This window comes from Aquimarina penaris (genome assembly GCF_040786285.1).
In the GTDB taxonomy this organism is placed as follows: domain Bacteria; phylum Bacteroidota; class Bacteroidia; order Flavobacteriales; family Flavobacteriaceae; genus Aquimarina.
In genome coordinates, this window is record NZ_JBFMKQ010000006.1 from 21,795 (window position 1) to 40,522 (window position 18,728).

Below are 18,728 nucleotides of genomic sequence, written 5' to 3' on the forward strand. Positions count from 1 at the left end.
TAATCATGGGTAGAAAGAGTTACATATTTCAATATATTTTTGTGATTATATTTCCTTTTCTACTGATTTGTTGTAAAGAGGATAAAGCTCAAAGTTTAGATCATAGATCTGTTTTAGAAAGTTTGATTGCTCAAGAAGATACCGATGGAGACAAGAAGATTACCATTGAAGATAAAGGTCCAAAAAAATTTGAGTTTACAAATAAAAAAGGAATATCTCATGGCATAGAAGGAACATATCACTTGTCTAACCTACTTCAGGAGCTGGCTATTGCTACAGATAAGGATACTATTTCTATAGCTAAAATAATCGAAGCTCCTTCAGATCGTATTTCACGTTTAATCAAGACAAGGTTTTGGGATAATCTTACCCGATCTATAGATAAGGATGGCTTAAAAAAAGTACTAGCAGATACTAAGTCTACTACAGATACATTACGATTGTATATCCCTTTCAATGATAAAGATGCGATTACATATTTTCAATCTCTAGAGTCCGAAATTCAAAAACTGAAAGTAGTTGTTCTTCCCAAAGACATTACTCCAGAATATGTAAAAACCTTAAATAATAAACCAGGGATTTTAAATCTGGCTCATACTAAAGAAAATGAAAATTATCAAGGCCGGCCATTTGTGGTGCCAGGCGGGAGGTTTAATGAGATGTACGGTTGGGATAGTTACTTTGAATCTATTGGGTTATTGATAGATGATAGAGAGGATTTGGCAATGGCAATGGCAGATAATTTTGGATATCAAATCAAGCATTACGGGAAAATACTAAACGCTAATCGAAGTTACTATCTTACCAGAACGCAACCTCCTTTTTTTAGCTCTTTACTCAAGGAAATATATGAGAATAACCCTAAAATTTCTAAAGAATGGCTTTCAGATAACCTCAAAATGGTAGTACAAGAGTATGAAACAGTCTGGATGCAGGATGGAGTTCGTCTAACCGATACGGGTTTAAATCGTTTTTATGGAGAAGGTATTGGGATGCCACCAGAAACTGAAGAGGGGCACTTTGACTATATATTGGAAGAGTATGCAAATAAGCATAAACCTGATTTTGATACTTTTAAAGTAATGTATCAGGACGGTAGGATTAAGGATGAAGGGCTAGATCAATATTTCATCCATGACCGTTCAATGCGAGAAAGTGGTCACGATACCTCTAATCGCCTAGATGATATATGTGCTGATCTTAATACCGTAGGGTTAAATAGTCTGTTGTATAAGTATGAAAGCGACATCGCATATTTAATCAAAAACGTTTTTGACGATAGCTTTGATTTTAATACTACCAAGTATACCAGTCAATTTTGGTTGAACAAGGCTGAAAAAAGAAAGAAACAAATGAACCTGTTAATGTGGAATGAAGAAAAAGCATCTTTCTATGATTATAATTTTGTTACCAAAAAACAGGCTCCAATAGAATCGGCTACAAATTATTACCCATTATGGGCAGGTCTTTGTACCAAAGAACAAGCAGCTTCTTTGGTGAAAAATATGTTTAAGAACCTTGTGCAAAAAGGAGGAGTAGCTGCAACCACTGATATTTCTGACAAAACAAATACTCATGCCCCGCAACGACAATGGGATTACCCAAACGGCTGGGCTCCGCATCAAATGCTAATCTGGAAAGGTTTAAGTGAATATGGATATCAAATCGAAGTACAAGAATTGATATACAGATGGCTATGGATGATTACTAAAAATGCAGTACATTATAATGGTACGATCCCAGAAAAATATGATGTGGTTAAATGTACACACAAAGTGTATGCAGAATACGGTAACGTGGGGACAGAGTTTGATTATATTACTCCTAGTGGGTTTGGTTGGATGAACGCTTCATATCAATTAGGACTAAGTCTTTTAAATGATGAATTTAAGAGTAATCTTAATCAATTAATAGATCCTGATGATATTTTTAAAATTACCGCAAAATGATTAGCAAATTCTTAATGTATTAGTTAAAAAAATAACTTCTTTTTTCTATTCCTAATTTTTTTGAAGATAACCCGATATTAATTTCTGCATCTCAAGCAGACTTGTAACTTTGTATTGCACATTTATCCTGATTTAGTATGAGTATCGAAAGTAAAAGAAGAGAAGCTTTAGTATATCACGCAAAGCCAACCCCAGGTAAAATTAAAGTAGTTCCTACCAAAAAGTATGCAACTCAAAGGGATTTGTCATTGGCATATTCTCCTGGTGTTGCAGAACCATGCCTCGAAATAGAGAAACAAAAATCTGATGTTTATAAATATACAGCAAAAGGAAATCTAGTAGCGGTAATATCTAATGGTACTGCAGTTTTGGGATTAGGTGACATTGGTCCCGAAGCATCAAAACCGGTAATGGAAGGTAAGGGATTGCTTTTTAAAATTTTTGCAGATATTGATGTGTTCGATATCGAAGTAGACACCAAGGATGTCGATGCTTTTATTGAAACCGTAAAAAATATAGCACCAACCTTCGGAGGGATAAACCTTGAAGATATTAAGGCTCCAGAAGCTTTTGAGATAGAGAGAAGATTAAAAGAAGAGCTGGATATCCCAGTAATGCATGATGATCAGCATGGTACGGCAATTATTTCTGCAGCGGCTTTACTTAATGCATTAGAGATTGCAGGAAAAAAAATTGAAGAGGTAAAAATAGTAGTTAGTGGAGCAGGTGCAGCAGCAGTTTCTTGTACACGACTCTACAAAGCTTTTGGTGCTAAAGCCGAAAATATTGTCATGACCGATAGTAAAGGTGTGATCAGAAAGGATCGTGATAACCTTACCACAGAGAAAGCAGAGTTTGCAACCGATAGAGATCTAAATGAGTTAGAAGATGCAATGGTAGAGGCCGATGTGTTTATCGGTTTGTCTATGGCTAACTTGGTAACTCAAGAGATGCTAGTATCTATGGCAAATGATCCTATAGTTTTTGCCATGGCTAATCCGGATCCCGAAATAAAATATGACCTTGCTATAAAAGCTCGTAAAGATGTTATTATGGCAACGGGAAGGAGTGATCACCCTAATCAGGTAAATAATGTACTTGGATTTCCGTTTATTTTTAGAGGAGCAATGGATGTTAGAGCGACAGGGATTAATGAAGAAATGAAGATGGCCGCAGTAAAAGCTCTGGCAGAGTTGGCAAAAGAACCAGTTCCTGAACAAGTAAATATTGCATACGGAGAAACTCGTCTTAATTTTGGAAGAGAGTATATTATTCCTAAACCTTTTGACCCTAGATTAATCGCAAAAGTGCCACCAGCAGTTGCAAAAGCAGCCATAGAAAGTGGAGTTGCAACAGAGCCTATTACCGATTGGGAAAAATATGAAGATGAACTGTTAGAAAGAATGGGTAATGATAACAAGCTAGTAAGATTGTTATTAGATAGAGCAAGAACAAACCCTAAAAGAGTAGTGTTCGCAGAGGCAGATCATCTAGATGTGCTAAAAGCGGCTCAAACTGTAAAAGAAGAAGGTATTGCTTTTCCAATTTTATTGGGGCGTAAAGATATTATACTCGAATTGATGAAGGAAATTGATTTTGACCCTAAAGGAGTTGATATCATTGATCCAAAGGCAGATGAAGAATGTGAAAGAAAAAATCATTATGCTAAAAAATATTGGGAAGACAACAAGCGAAAGGGAATAACCTTATATGATGCAGAACGTTTATTAAGAGAACGTAATTATTTTGCAGCTATGATGGTTAATGAGGGAGATGCAGATGCATTGTTGTCGGGATATTCTCGTAGTTATCCAACTGTAGTAAAACCAATGTTAGACCTTATCGGTTTGGCTAAAGGCGCAACTCGTATTGCAACTATGAACGTTATGATGACAGATAGGGGGCCTTTGTTTATTAGTGATACTTCTATAAATATAGATCCTTCTTCTAAAGACTTGGCTAAAATTGCACAAATGACTGCCAGAACGGTCGAAATGTTTGGTATTAAGCCAGTTGTGGCGATGGTATCGTATACAAACTTTGGGTCATCTACTCATCCAAGCGCTTCTAAAGTAAAAGATGCTGTATCATATTTACATCGTTATTATCCTAATTTGATTGTAGATGGAGGTTTACAAATGAACTTTGCCTTAAATAAAAAAATGCGTAAAGATAAGTTTCCATTCTCTAGGCTTAATGATCAAAAAGTAAATACATTGGTGTTCCCTAATTTAGATGCGGCTAATAGTAATTATAAGTTGTTGAGTGAATTAAATAATGCAGAATCAATAGGTCCTATCATGATGGGTATGAATAAACCAGCGCATATTCTTCAGTTAGGAGCAAGTGTAGAAGAAATGATCAATATGGCTGCTGTAGCCGTTATCGATGCTCAGGAAAAAGAGAAGAGAGAAAGAGAATTATCGTTAATTTCTTAGCATATTTAGAAAATACTTCTATAAAAATAGACAAAAAATATAGTGTGTTTATAAGCTTTAAAATATCCTTTTTAAAGCTTATTTTTTTATCCCAATTTATATAGTATAATTTTATTACATTTGATTGCTTAACATCAACTTAACAAATGATCACACATATCAAGGGGAGGCTTGTAGAAAAAAACCCTACTGATGTAATAATAGATTGTGGTGGAGTAGGGTATTTATTACATATTTCATTACATACTTTTTCTTTGATTCCAGAAGGGGAAGTACTTCAATTATATACACATCTTCAGGTAAAAGAAGATTCTCACACCTTATTTGGTTTTGCCGAAAAATCCGAGAGAGAAATTTTTAGGCTTTTAATTTCTGTTTCAGGAATAGGATCCAGCACGGCCAGAACCATGTTGTCTTCATTACACCCAGATCAAATCAAAGAGGCAATAGCTTCTAATGATGTAGCTACCATTCAATCCATAAAAGGAATAGGTGCTAAAACGGCACAACGTGTTATTATTGATTTAAAAGATAAAATACTTAAAGTTTACAATATTGATGAAGTTTCAGTATCTCAAAACAATACTAACAAAGATGAAGCGTTATCTGCATTAGAAACCCTTGGATTTAATCGAAAGCTCGCAGAAAAAGCTATCGATCGAGTTCTAAAAACTACCCCCAAAGAAACAGTTGAAAATATTATTAAACAGGCACTAAAAAACTTATAAAAACATTGAGTTCGTTGAATTACTTTCAGTTTAATTTTTTTAGGATATTAGTATGTTTGATAGCACTTTATAGCGGGGTGTTACATGGTCAGGAAAACGAAACCGTTCGTGATTCTACAAGTACTACATTTTCTTTAGGAGAAATTTCTTTACCAGACCCTAATAGTATTGTTACTAAATACGAATATGATCCAGTTACCGATCGATATATCTATCGTGAAATGCTTGGTGATTTTAATGTGAGGTATCCTTTGTTTTTAACTCCGGCTGAGTTTGAAGCCCTGGTTGCAGAAGAACAAAGAAGAAATTATTTTAAAGAAAAAATCGAAGCATTTAGTGGGAAAAAAGACGGTAGCGAAGAAAAAAGGAAAAACTTACTCCCTATATTTTATGTGAATTCTGGTTTTTTTGAATCGGTTTTCGGAGGAAATGAAATTGAAATTATCCCACAAGGATCGGTAGAAATGGATTTGGGATTATTATTTACGAAACAGGATAATCCCGCATTTTCACCTCGTAATAGAAGTAACTTTACCTTTGATTTTGATCAAAGGATAAGCTTGAGTTTGTTAGGTAAAATAGGAACGAGATTACAGATAACCGCAAACTACGATACAGAATCTACTTTTGATTTTCAGAATCAGTTAAAATTAGAATATACACCTACAGAAGACGATATTATCCAAAGTATCGAAGTGGGTAATGTAAGTATGCCATTAAATAGTTCTTTGATTCAGGGGGCACAAAGTCTTTTTGGAGTTAAAATGGGATTACAATTTGGTAGGACTACTATTACCGGGGTATTTTCTGAACAAAGATCTGAAACTCGATCAGTAAGCGTTGAAGGTGGAGGTACAGTAGAAGATTTTGAGCTTTTTGCATTAGATTATGATGAAAATCGACATTTCTTCTTAGCGCATCATTTTAGAGACACCTATGATAGATCTTTAGCGAATTACCCATTTATTAATAATAATATTCAAATAACCAGGTTGGAGGTATGGGTAACAAATCGAGCTACAAGTGCTCAAACGCTTACTAATGCTCGTAATATTGTAGCGCTTCAGGATCTTGGAGAATCGGCTGTTGATGGTAATTTTACCATTCCTCCCTCTTTGTTTAATCCGGGTTCAGGGTCTTTTCCAGATAATGGCAATAACGATCTTAATCCATTAGCTATTGGTCCAAGTGGGCCGATTACAGATGCAGTTCGTCAAATATCTACTGTTCAACAAGGATTTACAGGTGCTATAGCTGGTTTTAATGAAGGATTTGATTATGCAATTTTAGAAAATGCTAGAAAATTGAATACCAGTGAGTATACATTAAATACTCAGTTAGGATATATCTCATTAAGTCAACGATTGAACAATGATGAGGTTTTGGCCGTGGCATACCAGTATACAGTAGGAGGAAGAGTTTTTCAGGTAGGAGAATTTGCCAATGATGGTGTTGATGCAACAATAGGAGATACCGCTGGAACAGATGATGTTCAATCTGGATCAAGCCAGAGTTTGGTAGTTAAGATGCTGAAAAGCCCAATTGTTAATGTTGATCTTCCTATTTGGGATTTAATGATGAAAAACATCTACAGTACTGGGGCATTTAGATTAGAACAAAATGATTTTAGACTAAATATTTTGTATTCGAATCCGTCTCCGGTAAACTACATAACAGCTGCAGAAGGGTCATCGGTCCCATTGCCAGATGATGTAGAGCAAACTACATTACTTAAAGTATTTAATCTTGATCGCCTTAACCCTAATAATGATCCGGTACAAGGAGGAGATGGTTTTTTTGATTATGTACAAGGCATTACGATAGATTCAGAAAATGGTCGCATTGTATTTACCACTATCGAACCTTTTGGAGAACATCTTTTTAATAAATTAAATAATACTGTAGGGGCTTCTTATATTAATCCTGATTCATACAACCCTAATCAGGCAGAATATGTATTTCGAGATCTATATACACAAACCAAAATTGTTGCAGAGCAAAGATCAGCCGATAAAAATTATTTTCAACTTAAAGGAAGGTATAAATCATCAGGGCAGGGTGGTATTTCTTTAGGAGCATTTAATGTTCCGCAAGGTTCGGTTACGGTAACTGCTGGAGGAAGAGTTTTGCAAGAAGGAGTAGATTATTCTGTAAATTATCAGTTGGGAAGAGTTACTATTTTAGATGAAGCATTATTAGCTTCTAATACCCCGATTGATGTTTCTACCGAAAACAATGCTGTTTTTGGACAACAAACAAAACGTTTTACAGGATTAAATATAGAACATAAATTTAGTGATGATTTTATTATAGGAGGAACCTATTTAAACCTTAATGAAAGACCTGTTACGCAAAAATCCAATTACGATTTTGAACCCATAAACAATACTATATTAGGGTTTAATGCCGCATATTCTACCGAGGTTCCTTTTTTAACCAGAATGGTTAATAAATTGCCTAATATCGATACCGATGTACCTTCAAATATTTCGGTAAGAGCAGAGGCAGCATATCTTATCGCAGGAGCCCCTAGAGGAGCAGATTTTGATGGTAAAGTTACTACGTATATCGATGATTTTGAAGGAGCTCAAACTAGAATTGATGTAAGCTCGCCAATCTCTTGGGAACTTTCAAGTGTACCTATTGGTTTTGGTGATCCTGCTAATCCAAACGGAGATGTAGTAGTAAATGGGATAGAATCAGGGTATAAAAGAGCAAAATTATCGTGGTATTCTATTGACCCAATTTTTTATAGCAATAGTAGGCCTAGCGGAGTATCTGAAGAGGATTTGGCTTCAAATGAAACCAGAAGAGTTTTTATAGATGAGATTTTTCCAGATACCGATATAGCACAAGGGCAAACTACGGCCTTATTTACGTTGGATTTAAATTATGATCCAAATACTAGGGGGCAATATAACTTTAACCCTGCGTATGCACCAGGAAGTTCTTTGCCAGATCCTGATCCGGAAGAAAATTTTGGAGGGATTATTAGGCAAATAACATCGACTAATTTTGAACAATCTAATGTCGAGTTTATTGAATTTTGGGTATTAGATCCATTTTATACTGGCGAAACAGGGGGTCAGGCACCTTTAACTAATGATACAGAGGGGACTATTGTTTTTAACTTAGGAAATATTAGTGAAGATGTATTAAAAGATGGAAGAAAGCAATATGAAAATGGTCTTCCAGAAACTATATCAAATACTTTTAGTGCAACAACCTATAGAGCTCAGGTTCCTGTAAATCAGTCATTGATTTATGCCTTTGATTCTGAGGGTCAGGCAAGAATTAATCAAGATGTTGGGTATGATGGATTAAATGATGAGCAAGAAGCTACTCAATATGGGGATTTAGGATTTACGGGTGATGATCCGGCAGCAGATAATTATACTTATTTTCTTCAGGCTACCGGGAGTGTTTTAGATCGCTATAGAAACTATAATGGAGTACAAGGGAATTCGCCTGTTGATGTATCTAATGATGATCGCGGTAATACTACTTTTCCTACTGCCGAGGATGTGAATAGGGATAATACAATGAATACTATTGATAGTTATTTTGAGTACGAGATTCCTATTTTTAGCGGCATGGGTATTGGTAACGATAATAACACCGGGTACATAACCGATATAAGACAAGATGATGTTGTGGTCTCTGGTAGAAATATAGAATATCGTTGGGTTCGTTTCAAAATACCGGTATATGAACCTACAAGAGCCAGAAATGTTAGTGATTTTAGATCTATACGATTTATGAGAATGTACCTTACAGATTTCTCAGAACGCGTGCTTTTACGTTTTGGTAATATGGATTTAGTAAGAGGGGATTATAGAAGGTATATTGTAGAAGGTAATGAAACTAATGATCCAACCAGTGGTTTAAACGTGTTTGGCGATAGTGAGGTTATTGTTACTTCGGTTAGTGAGGAAGAAACCCCAAACTATGTAACTCCTCCGGGAGTAGTGCGAGAGCAATTAAACAATAATAATAATATTATTAGAGATGATGAAAGATCATTAGCGCTTACGGTAAATGATCTTAGATCTGTTGATGCACGTGGTGTGTATAAAAACTTTAATGTTGATATGCGACAATATGAAAACCTGGAGTTATTCATACACGCAGAACCGGTACCAAATCGACCCGTTATTAATGATGGAGATTTGAAAGCCTTTATACGAATGGGGAATGATTTTACCAATAATTTTTACCAAATCGAATTACCCTTAGCAGTATCTGATCTTAGTGATAGAACTCAAAACGATGTTTGGCCAGAAGCCAATAGGTTAAGCCTACCATTAGAATTGCTGCAACAAGTAAAATCAGATGTGCTTGGAAATGATAATTTAAGCCCTGCAGCCCTTAATTTTATTGATGGGCCCAATAATCTTCGAATAGGGATAAAAGGTAACCCTAATTTTGGAGATGTAAGGGTGATTATGGTAGGTGTTAAAAATGAAAGTGGTAGTGACCAATCGGGGACAGTATGGTTTAATGAAATGCGCCTTAGTGATCTTAAAAATCAAGGCGGTTGGGCTTCTGTAGGTAGTCTGGATGCTAACATTGCAGATTTTGCCAATGTAAGTGCTTCAGGAAGAATAAGTACGATTGGATTTGGAAGCATTGAACAAGGCCCTAATGAACGAAGCAGAGAAGATCTTAGGCAGTATGATTTAACGACAAATGTTAATTTAGGACAGCTCTTGCCTAAAAAATGGGGAATTCAAATTCCATTTAATTATAGTAGGGGAGAAGAGTTAATTACCCCTCAATTTGATCCCGAATTTCAGGATATAGAACTGCAGGATCGATTAGATAGTGAGACAGATCCTCAAGAAAAAGAGAGAATCGAGAGGCAATCAACAGATTATACAAAAAGACAAAGTTTTAACGTAATTGGACTTCGAAAAGATAGAACAGGAGAAGCTAAACCAATGCCATATGATGTAGAGAACTTTACCTTTTCGGGGACCTATAACCAGACAAATCATCGTGATTTTGAAATAGAAAATTCCTTAGATCAAAATGTTAGAGCAGGAGCAACATACGATTTTAGTTTTCAGCCAAAAGAAATAGAGCCTTTTAAGAAAATTAAACTTTTAGGGAAGAGTAAGTATTTTGACCTGCTTAAAGATTTTAACTTTAATCTTCTTCCTACCAGCATTTCTGTAAGTTCAAATATTAATAGGCAATATAACGAGCAAATATTTAGAGATATTACCTTGGGACCAGATGATATAAGATTGCCAACACTGTTTCAACGTAACTTCCTTTTTGATTGGCAATATGGGTTTAATTATAATTTAACCAAGTCGTTGAATGTAAACTTCACTTCGGCTAATAATCGAATTGTCAAAAATTTCATTAATGATAATAATGAGGTTGATAATACTATAGGTATATGGAGTGGATTTTTTGAAATAGGAGATCCTAATACACTTAACCAGCAACTTCAGGTGAATTATGAAATTCCTTTCAGGAAAATACCTCTATTTAAGTTTATGCGTGCGACATATTCGTATAATGCAGATTTTCAATGGGTAAAAGGGAGTGAAGCGTTAAAGACTCTTGATGATATTCCTGATTTGGGAAATACGATTCAAAATGCAAATGTGCATACTTTGAATGGATCCCTGGATATGAATACATTATATAAATATGTAGGACTAACCAAAAGAAAACCTGGACGCAGGAATACCAAGAAAAAGAAAGGCGAAAAAGATAAAAAAGATAGCAAACAACTAGGAGCTCTGGAGAATGCTAAAGAGGGTTCAAAAACGAATACCAGAAAAGGAAGAGGTAAATTAAGTATTGGCGATAAAGCATACAACACACTTATCGGACTAGTTACGGCTGTAAAAAAAGTAAGTGTGAACTATCAGCAAGATAATGGTATTTTTCTGCCAGGATATACCAGAGAGCCTGGTTTTGTTGGTACTTTAAAACCAACCGTTGGTTTTACTTTTGGAAGCCAGGCAGAAATAAGAGATATAGCGGCACGTAATGGATGGCTTACCTTGTATGAAGATTATAATGAACAATATCAAGAAGTTGAAGGAAGACAGTTTAACGTTCAAGCTTCTTTAGGATTGCTTAAAGATTTTAAGATTGATATTAGTGCAAACAGGAATTACTCTGAAACTTATTCTGAAAATTATCGAGTAAATAGTGATTTAGAATATCAATCACTTACGCCGAACACTTTTGGTAATTTTACAATTTCTACGCTACTTATTAAAACAGCATTTAGCTCTAGTGATCAATTTAATTCTAAGCCATTTGATGATTTTAGAGAAAATAGACAGGTAATAGCTGATCGTTTGGCAACAGAGTTTTATGGTACTTCTGCTTTTCCTAGAAGTGATGAAGAAGAACCTAATGGGTATCGTTATCCTGTAGGCTTTGGTAAAACGAACCAGGCAGTATTATTGCCAGCTTTTCTGTCTGCATATTCGGGTTCTGATGCTTCTAAAGTAAAGAAAGGGGCTTTTAGGGATGTCCCGTTACCTAATTGGGATGTAAAGTATACCGGTTTGATGAATATAAAGTGGTTTAAGAAAAGATTTAAACGTTTTTCTGTAGCTCATGGATATAGGGCAAACTATACGATTAATCAGTTTCAAACGAACCTTGAATTTCAAAATCGTGATGATGTAGATCAGTCAGGCAATTTTAGAAATCCCGAATTGTATTCTAATATTAATTTAACCGAACAGTTTAGTCCTCTAATGCGATTGGATATGGAAATGAAAAGTTCTATAAAAATCCTAGCAGAGTGGAAGAAAGATCGTGCTTTGTCGTTAAGTTTTGATAATAATTTACTTACCGAAATTCAGGGGAATGAATATATTATTGGCTTGGGATATAGGTTGCAAGATCTTACCTTTACTACTAGAATTGGTGGAAGGAAACAAGTTGTAAAGAGTGATCTTAATCTTAGAGCAGACTTATCATTGCGTCAAAATGAAACTTTAGTTAGGTATCTTGACTTAGATAATACACAAATTACTGCTGGACAAGATATTTATGGGTTAAAGTTTACAGCAGATTATGCGCTTAGTAAAAATCTGACCGCTTTATTCTTTTATGATCATACATTTTCTGAGTATTCTATATCAACTGCTTTCCCGCAAACCACTATACGAGGAGGATTTACATTGCGATATAATTTCGGAAATTAAGATCGAAAATTATGTTTTTTTGAAAAAAAGGTTATCGACAATTGATTTTTGATAATTTTTATCAGGTTTTCTTAAAATTTGATAAAATAGATTTATTTTCGTCTTCAAAATAATAACAACATATAAATACGTTTTCGGATGAATATTCCTTCAGAATTAAAATACACTAAAGATCACGAATGGATCAAGATAGATGGAGATGTTGCCACGGTAGGTATAACCGATTTTGCACAAGGTGAATTAGGAGATATCGTTTATGTAGAGGTAGAAACGGTAGGAGAAGAGCTTGAGCAAGAAGAAGTTTTCGGTACAGTAGAAGCTGTAAAAACTGTTTCAGATTTATTTCTTCCACTAACAGGAGAGATTATCGAATTTAATGAAACCTTAGAGACAGATCCAGAATTGGTAAATAATGATCCTTATGGAGACGGTTGGATGGTAAAGATTAAAATATCTGATCCATCTCAAATAGACGACTTATTATCAGCTGATGGGTATAAAGAGGTTATTGGGGCATAAATACTTTTTTGTTCTGGTTATTTTGTCTACAGGCATAATAACATGGGCTTCTTTAGCAAAATTTGTAAACCCCATTGGTTTTAATGTAAAAGGAAGCGATAAAATAGCACACTGTATTGCATATTTTATATTCACTATGGTGTGGTTTTTATTTTTCTTTTTCAGAAAAAAAGAAAAACAAAACTTTATTCAGAGCATTGCAAAGACTATGGTTTTTTGTTTTTTGTATGGATTTCTTATGGAGTCGCTGCAATTTCTTTTAACCAGTTACCGAAGTTTTGAATGGTATGATGTAATGGCAAATACAAGCGGTATAGTTTTTGCGGCATTATTTTTAAAAGTACTTGAAAACAAATTAGTTAGTTTTAAGTAAAAGAAACGAAGCGTTAATTAAATAAAAACTTTATGATGGTTTTTATTTTGATAGATGAACGGGATAAAAGTTAAAAAACTTATTTTTTAGTTTACATTTTTATCTTTAATTGGAAAATACAAAAGAAATTAGCTATTTTAGCAATCCTATAACGTAATATATAATATGGAACCAAAGAAAAATCCTAAAGCAGATTTAACTAAAAGAAGCACCTTATTCCTTCAATTAGGGCTTATTTTAGTTCTTTTGATAACATGGCAAGGTATAGAGTGGAAAACCTATGATAGAAGTAATATTGATATAGGTCAGGTTAATCTTGATGAATTGGAAGAAGAAGATGTTCCAATTACTCAAAATTTAAATACACCACCTCCACCACCGCCACCGCCACCTGCACCAGAAATTATTGATGTAGTAGAGGATGAGGAAGAGGTAGAAGAGACAATTATCGAGTCTACTGAAACAAATCAGGAAGAAGAAATCGTAGAAATAGAAGAGGTTGAAGATGTATCTGATGAAGAAGAAATTGCAGATGTACCATTTGCAGTGATCGAAAATGTGCCAATTTTCCCAGGATGTGAAAATGCAGGAGGTAATGCTGCAAAAAAGAAATGTATGAGTGATAAGGTTAAGAAGTTTGTTAACCGTAAGTTTAATACAGAGCTAGGAAGTGAACTTGGATTATCAGGTGTTAATAGAATCTATGTGAGATTTAAAATCGATAGAAGTGGTAACATTGTTGGTGTTCAAGCAAGAGGACCACACCCAAGACTAGAAAAAGAAGCACAGAGAGTAGTGAAGTTATTACCAAAAATGACTCCAGGAAAACAAAGAGGAAAAGCTGTAGGGGTATTATACTCTTTACCAATAGTTTTCCAAGTGCAGGACTAAGAAGAAAAATATTCTTAATATTGAAGGCTTCCACTATTGATTTAGTGGAAGTTTTTTTATTGCCATGTAAAGCAGGTAACATAATCCTATGTTAGGATATATACTAATGTGTAAAATATTCAAAAATAACTATGTGTGAAATTACAAAACTGGGTTTAGGTCGATATATTCATTGCTTTATAATTATGATATTAGTATTTAATTTTTCAGTTGTAAATGCTAAGTCATTCCAAATTGAAAATGATTCGATTAAAAAATCGATCAGTAATACTATATCTTTTGCTGAAGTAGATGTGCCGCCTCTTTTTGCCGGGTGTAGCAAATGGAAAGAAGATTGTGAACAACGTAATTGTTTTGATCGCTCTATTATTAAGTTTGTTAAAAATCATGTAGAAAAAAAATTAGAACAAGAAAGGGTTGATGTTTCTTTGACTTTAAGAACAACGCTTCAATTTGTTATTGATAGTGTTGGAGGTATAAAAAAAATTGAAGCAATTGGTGAGGATGAAGTGTTAAACAGGTACTCTAAAGAAGCTATTTTAAGACTTTCAAAAACACCAAGAATTTTGCGTGGAAAGCATCAAGGGAAACCTGTGGATGTTTTTTATTCGATTAAAATTAAAGCCGAATCATTTGAGAAAATGGAAAATAAAAGATTGATTATTGGAAGAGATTATGAAGTGGATTTAAGTGATACAAAGCTTTATCATTATGTTATACATCCAGATTGTAGAAAAACTGGTAAACCTGAGAAAGATAGACGATGTCTAAGTCAAAAAATAAAGAAATACGTTAATAAAAATTTTGATGGTAAGTTGGGAGACAGATTGGGTCTTTACGGAATAAACAGGATTTTTGTTCGTTTCATGATTAGTAAGTGTGGTAATATAGTTGATGTTAGGGCAAGGGGACCTCACCCAGCTCTTGAAAAGGAAGCTATTAGGGTAATAAAAACATTACCTAAAATGGAGCCAGCTCAAATAAGAAATGAAAATGTTAATGTTACCTTTTCTCTACCTATAATTTATCAAAAAAAATGAGGTAAAAACCTTTGTGAATATATCAGAATCCCGTCACTATATAGTAGACGGGATTCTTTTTTGGTATGCTTGTTGATTTAGATTTTAATTGTAACGTTAAAACTAAATATTATGAGTAACAAGCACGATGCTAATGTACGAAAAATTACATTGGTGAACTTTCAGATTGGACTTATAGCAAGTCTGTTATTTACTTTTTTTATGTTTGAAGTGTATACTACTTCGCAGATTGTTAAACCCAATGATGAGGGTTTTACTATGGAAGAACCTCCGGTTGAATGGAATACAAGATTCAAAATGTATGAAGAGCCAAAACCTAAGCAAATTGCCGTTAAGCAACCTAAAAAAGTTAGAGATCCACAGGAGTTTAAAATTGTTAAGGATGATCATGTGATCAAGAATATAAACAAGGTATTTGTAAGCAAACCTGTAGATATAGCTCCTATTAATCCAGGTGATATAGAAGACGTGCCAAGTGGGGATGATGATCCAGAAGAAGTGCCGTTTATTGCAGTTGAGTTTGCTCCCATATTTCCTGGTTGCGAAAAGTTGGAGACAAATAGCGAAAGAGCTTCTTGCTTTTCAGATAAAATCAAGAGGATTGTAGCTAAAAAATTTGATACAGGATTAGGGGTTGGTCTTGGTCTAGAAGGACTTCAGCGAATCTATGTTCAGTTTGATGTGCATAAAGATGGTACAATAAAAAACATAGTGGCAAGAGCGCCTCACTCTTCATTGGAAAAAGAAGCAAAACGTGTCGTAGAATCATTTCCAAGAATGACACCTGGCAAGCAGAGGGACAAAGCAGTAACGGTAAAATATTCTTTACCAATTGTATTTAAAATACAGAATTAAATAAATAAGGTTCGGTGATCATTGATCACCGAACCTTATTAAAATTATACAATGATATACTATTTCGTAAGGCTCTGATAAATCGTTTTTCGCATACGTTCTGAGTTGATAAAGCCATCTCCAAAACCTTTTGCGTCGTACACGGCTGTTAAGCTGGTGTTTTTTATGATGTTATTTTCAGATGTTCCGGCTTCAATTTCTGTTTGAATAGACTTAGTGATTTCTTTAAGCATTCTCGAAAAACCTTCAAGATCTTTTTTTGTAGCTAATTTTCCGTGACCGGGGATGATTTTAGTATCATCATTTATGATCATTAACGCCTTTTCTGAGGCTTTTATGTACCCTTGGATGCTTCCGCCTGATTTTAAATCTATATATGGGTATCGTCCATTAAAAAATGTATCTCCCATATGTAGCACGTTTCCATTAACAAAATACACCAGGGTATCCCCATCTGTATGTGCATTATGAACATGAAAAGCTTTTACATTTTCATTTTTAAAATACAATTGCAGCCCTTCGTCAAAAGTAATTATGGGTAATGATGCTTCGATTATGCTTCCGTTTTCTTTTTGCTTGCGTTCCATTCTTGATCGTACATTTTTTTGAGCAAAAATAGTTGCACCTTGTTTGGTCATATTTTCATTACCTCCTGTGTGGTCCCCATGATAATGTGTATTCATAACCATGGTTACAGGTTGGTCGCTAATGGTTTTTAAATTTTCAAGAATTTTATTAGATAAACGTGCAAATTGATCATCGATGATAAATACTCCTTTTTCGTTTTTAAAAACACCAATGTTTCCGCCTTGGCCTGTGAGCATATAAATGTTTTCTGATAAAGGATGTATAGCAATGTTAACTTCTTTTTTTTGTGCATTAGAAGTGACCCAAAATATCGATAATCCTAGAATAAATAGCCTTTTCATAAGAGTGAAAGTGTTTTGTGTGATATTTCTGTCGAATTCAAATTACAAAAATTACCACGGCTTAGTTTTATAATCATAAAAAAAATGTTTTGAAAAGACTTTTTACAAAGGCTAATTGTATTGGTAGTTGTTAAAAGGTGAATTATAGAGAGCTATAAGTTGCCTAAAAAGCTTTTAAGATATATCTTTGCACCACTTTTAAAAAATCTAATACGATACCGTGCAAAATTTGAGCGTTACCCAAATCAATACTGCAAAAGTTTCTGTTGTTCAGGATTTTAAAGAAATTACCAAAATGCGTTTGGCGTTAAGTGTAGTTTTTTCTTCTGTTGCCGGGTACTTGCTTGGTGTAGAAACTGTTTCTTGGAGCACACTTTTGCTTCTTGCTATTGGAGGTTATTTTATGGTAGGAGCTTCAAATGCTTTTAATCAAATTATAGAAAGAGATTTGGATAAATTGATGGATCGCACCAAGAATAGGCCGATTCCATCAGGAAGAATGTCTGTAAATACGGCATTTGCAATTGCGACTCTTTTTACTATTGCGGGTATTGCCGTGTTATACACAATCAATCCGCAAACGGCCATGTTCGGGGCGATTTCAATATTTATTTATGTAAGCTTATATACTCCATTAAAAACAAAAACTCCATTATCTGTTTTTGTGGGTGCAATCCCAGGAGCAATTCCTTTTATGTTGGGTTGGGTAGCCGCTACCGATGATTTTGGGATAGAACCTGGTACGTTGTTTATGGTGCAATTCTTTTGGCAGTTTCCTCATTTTTGGGCAATTGGTTGGTTTTTATTTGAAGACTATAAAAAAGGAGGCTTTTTTATGTTGCCTACGGGCAAAAGAGATCAGGGAACGGCAACTCAAGTAATTGTGTATACAATTTGGACAATTGTTACCTCTTTAATACCAGTATTTGGGGTTACAGGAAAACTATATCTAACTCCTGTTTCTGGAGTTATTATTTTAGCATTAGGATTAATTTTGTTGAGATCGGCAATTCGTTTATACAAGGTTAGAGATGCTAAAACGGCAAAACAGCTTATGCTAATGAGTGTTTTGTATATTACACTGCTTCAGGTTATTTATGTGGCAGATAAATTTATTAGAGTATGGATTTAACGCAAGGAACAACAAACGAAAAAATAAAAAGAGCAAAGAAAACCATGATGTGGTTTGCTATGGTGAGCATGGCAATGGTATTTGCAGGACTTACAAGTGCATATGTAGTAAGTAAAACCAGAAAAGACTGGTCGACAGATCTTGTTTTTCCAGAAGCTTTTGTATATAGTATTGTAGTTATACTAGCTAGTAGTATTACTTTTTACCTGGTAAAAAAAGCAATCGAAAACGAAAATAGAAGTCTGGCAACCATCTTATTGTTGTCTACTCTTGTTTTAGGGGTAGTATTTGTATTTCTTCAGTTCGAAGGTTTTTCTGATATCATTAGACAAGGGTATCATTTTACCGGCCCAACGTCAAATATTGTTACTACATTTATGTTTATCATTGTGGTAACGCATTTAGCGCACATAGTCGGTGGAATCTTAGTGCTTTTAGTTGTAATTTATAATCATTTTAAACAAAAATATAAAACAGGTCAAACTCTGGGTCTCGAATTAGGTGCTATGTACTGGCATTTTGTTGATTTTCTGTGGGTTTATCTCTTTTTATTTTTGTATTTCGTGAAGTAAAGACTATTCGTTGACCAGATGTCAATAAAATAGAATGCTTCTATGAATTAGACCTGACTTAATTAAAAAATAAATTTGAGCAGCTGAAATGATAAAATTGATTATTTTTGTGGAA

The 18,728-nt window shown here is 34.4% G+C and carries 12 protein-coding genes; 11 read left to right on the forward strand and 1 reads right to left on the reverse strand.

Going from position 1 to position 18,728, the window contains the following annotated elements:
- Positions 1–5: 5 nt before the first annotated feature.
- From ABW637_RS21170 to ABW637_RS21210, 9 genes are all read left to right on the forward strand, one after another.
- Complete coding sequence (locus ABW637_RS21170) at positions 6–1,949, forward strand: trehalase family glycosidase (RefSeq protein WP_367586734.1); 1,944 nt, start codon at positions 6–8, stop codon at positions 1,947–1,949.
- 137 nt (positions 1,950–2,086) lie between these two features.
- Positions 2,087–4,387: an NADP-dependent malic enzyme gene (locus ABW637_RS21175; protein ID WP_367586735.1), complete on the forward strand. Its 2,301-nt coding sequence runs from the start codon at positions 2,087–2,089 to the stop codon at positions 4,385–4,387.
- 146 nt (positions 4,388–4,533) lie between these two features.
- A complete protein-coding gene (gene ruvA, locus ABW637_RS21180; RefSeq protein ID WP_367586736.1) occupies positions 4,534–5,115 on the forward strand; it encodes a Holliday junction branch migration protein RuvA in 582 nt (193 codons plus the stop codon).
- A 5-nt stretch (positions 5,116–5,120) separates the two neighbouring features.
- Complete coding sequence (gene sov, locus ABW637_RS21185) at positions 5,121–12,302, forward strand: T9SS outer membrane translocon Sov/SprA (protein WP_445012733.1); 7,182 nt, start codon at positions 5,121–5,123, stop codon at positions 12,300–12,302.
- A gap of 138 nt (positions 12,303–12,440) precedes the next feature.
- Positions 12,441–12,821 carry a glycine cleavage system protein GcvH gene (gcvH, locus tag ABW637_RS21190; RefSeq protein ID WP_367586738.1) on the forward strand — a complete coding sequence of 127 codons (381 nt, stop codon included), beginning with the start codon at positions 12,441–12,443 and terminating at the stop codon, positions 12,819–12,821.
- The gene (locus ABW637_RS21195) at positions 12,793–13,194 is read left to right on the forward strand and encodes a VanZ family protein (protein ID WP_367586739.1); all 402 of its coding nucleotides are present in this window, start codon (positions 12,793–12,795) and stop codon (positions 13,192–13,194) included. The genes gcvH and ABW637_RS21195 overlap by 29 nt, the downstream gene beginning before the upstream one ends.
- A gap of 165 nt (positions 13,195–13,359) precedes the next feature.
- Positions 13,360–14,085, forward strand: coding sequence for an energy transducer TonB (locus tag ABW637_RS21200; RefSeq protein WP_367586740.1), 726 nt, complete (start codon positions 13,360–13,362; stop codon positions 14,083–14,085).
- 185 nt (positions 14,086–14,270) lie between these two features.
- Positions 14,271–15,125, forward strand: coding sequence for an energy transducer TonB (locus ABW637_RS21205; protein ID WP_367586741.1), 855 nt, complete (start codon positions 14,271–14,273; stop codon positions 15,123–15,125).
- A gap of 111 nt (positions 15,126–15,236) precedes the next feature.
- Positions 15,237–15,980 (forward strand): energy transducer TonB, encoded by a 744-nt coding sequence (locus tag ABW637_RS21210; RefSeq protein ID WP_367586742.1) that lies wholly within the window; start codon positions 15,237–15,239, stop codon positions 15,978–15,980.
- Positions 15,981–16,039: 59 nt separating this feature from the next.
- On the opposite strand, the gene ABW637_RS21215 is transcribed toward ABW637_RS21210, so the two are convergent.
- Positions 16,040–16,909 (reverse strand): MBL fold metallo-hydrolase, encoded by an 870-nt coding sequence (locus tag ABW637_RS21215; RefSeq protein WP_367586743.1) that lies wholly within the window; start codon positions 16,907–16,909, stop codon positions 16,040–16,042.
- A gap of 229 nt (positions 16,910–17,138) precedes the next feature.
- Between ABW637_RS21215 and cyoE the strand changes: the two genes are divergently transcribed.
- Both cyoE and ABW637_RS21225 read left to right on the forward strand, forming a co-directional pair.
- Positions 17,139–18,041: a heme o synthase gene (cyoE, locus tag ABW637_RS21220; RefSeq protein ID WP_367586744.1), complete on the forward strand. Its 903-nt coding sequence runs from the start codon at positions 17,139–17,141 to the stop codon at positions 18,039–18,041.
- Entirely contained in the window at positions 18,032–18,613 is a 582-nt protein-coding gene (locus ABW637_RS21225) for a cytochrome c oxidase subunit 3 (RefSeq protein WP_367586745.1), read from the forward strand. Before cyoE ends, ABW637_RS21225 begins: the two co-directional genes overlap by 10 nt.
- Positions 18,614–18,728 lie beyond the last annotated feature (115 nt).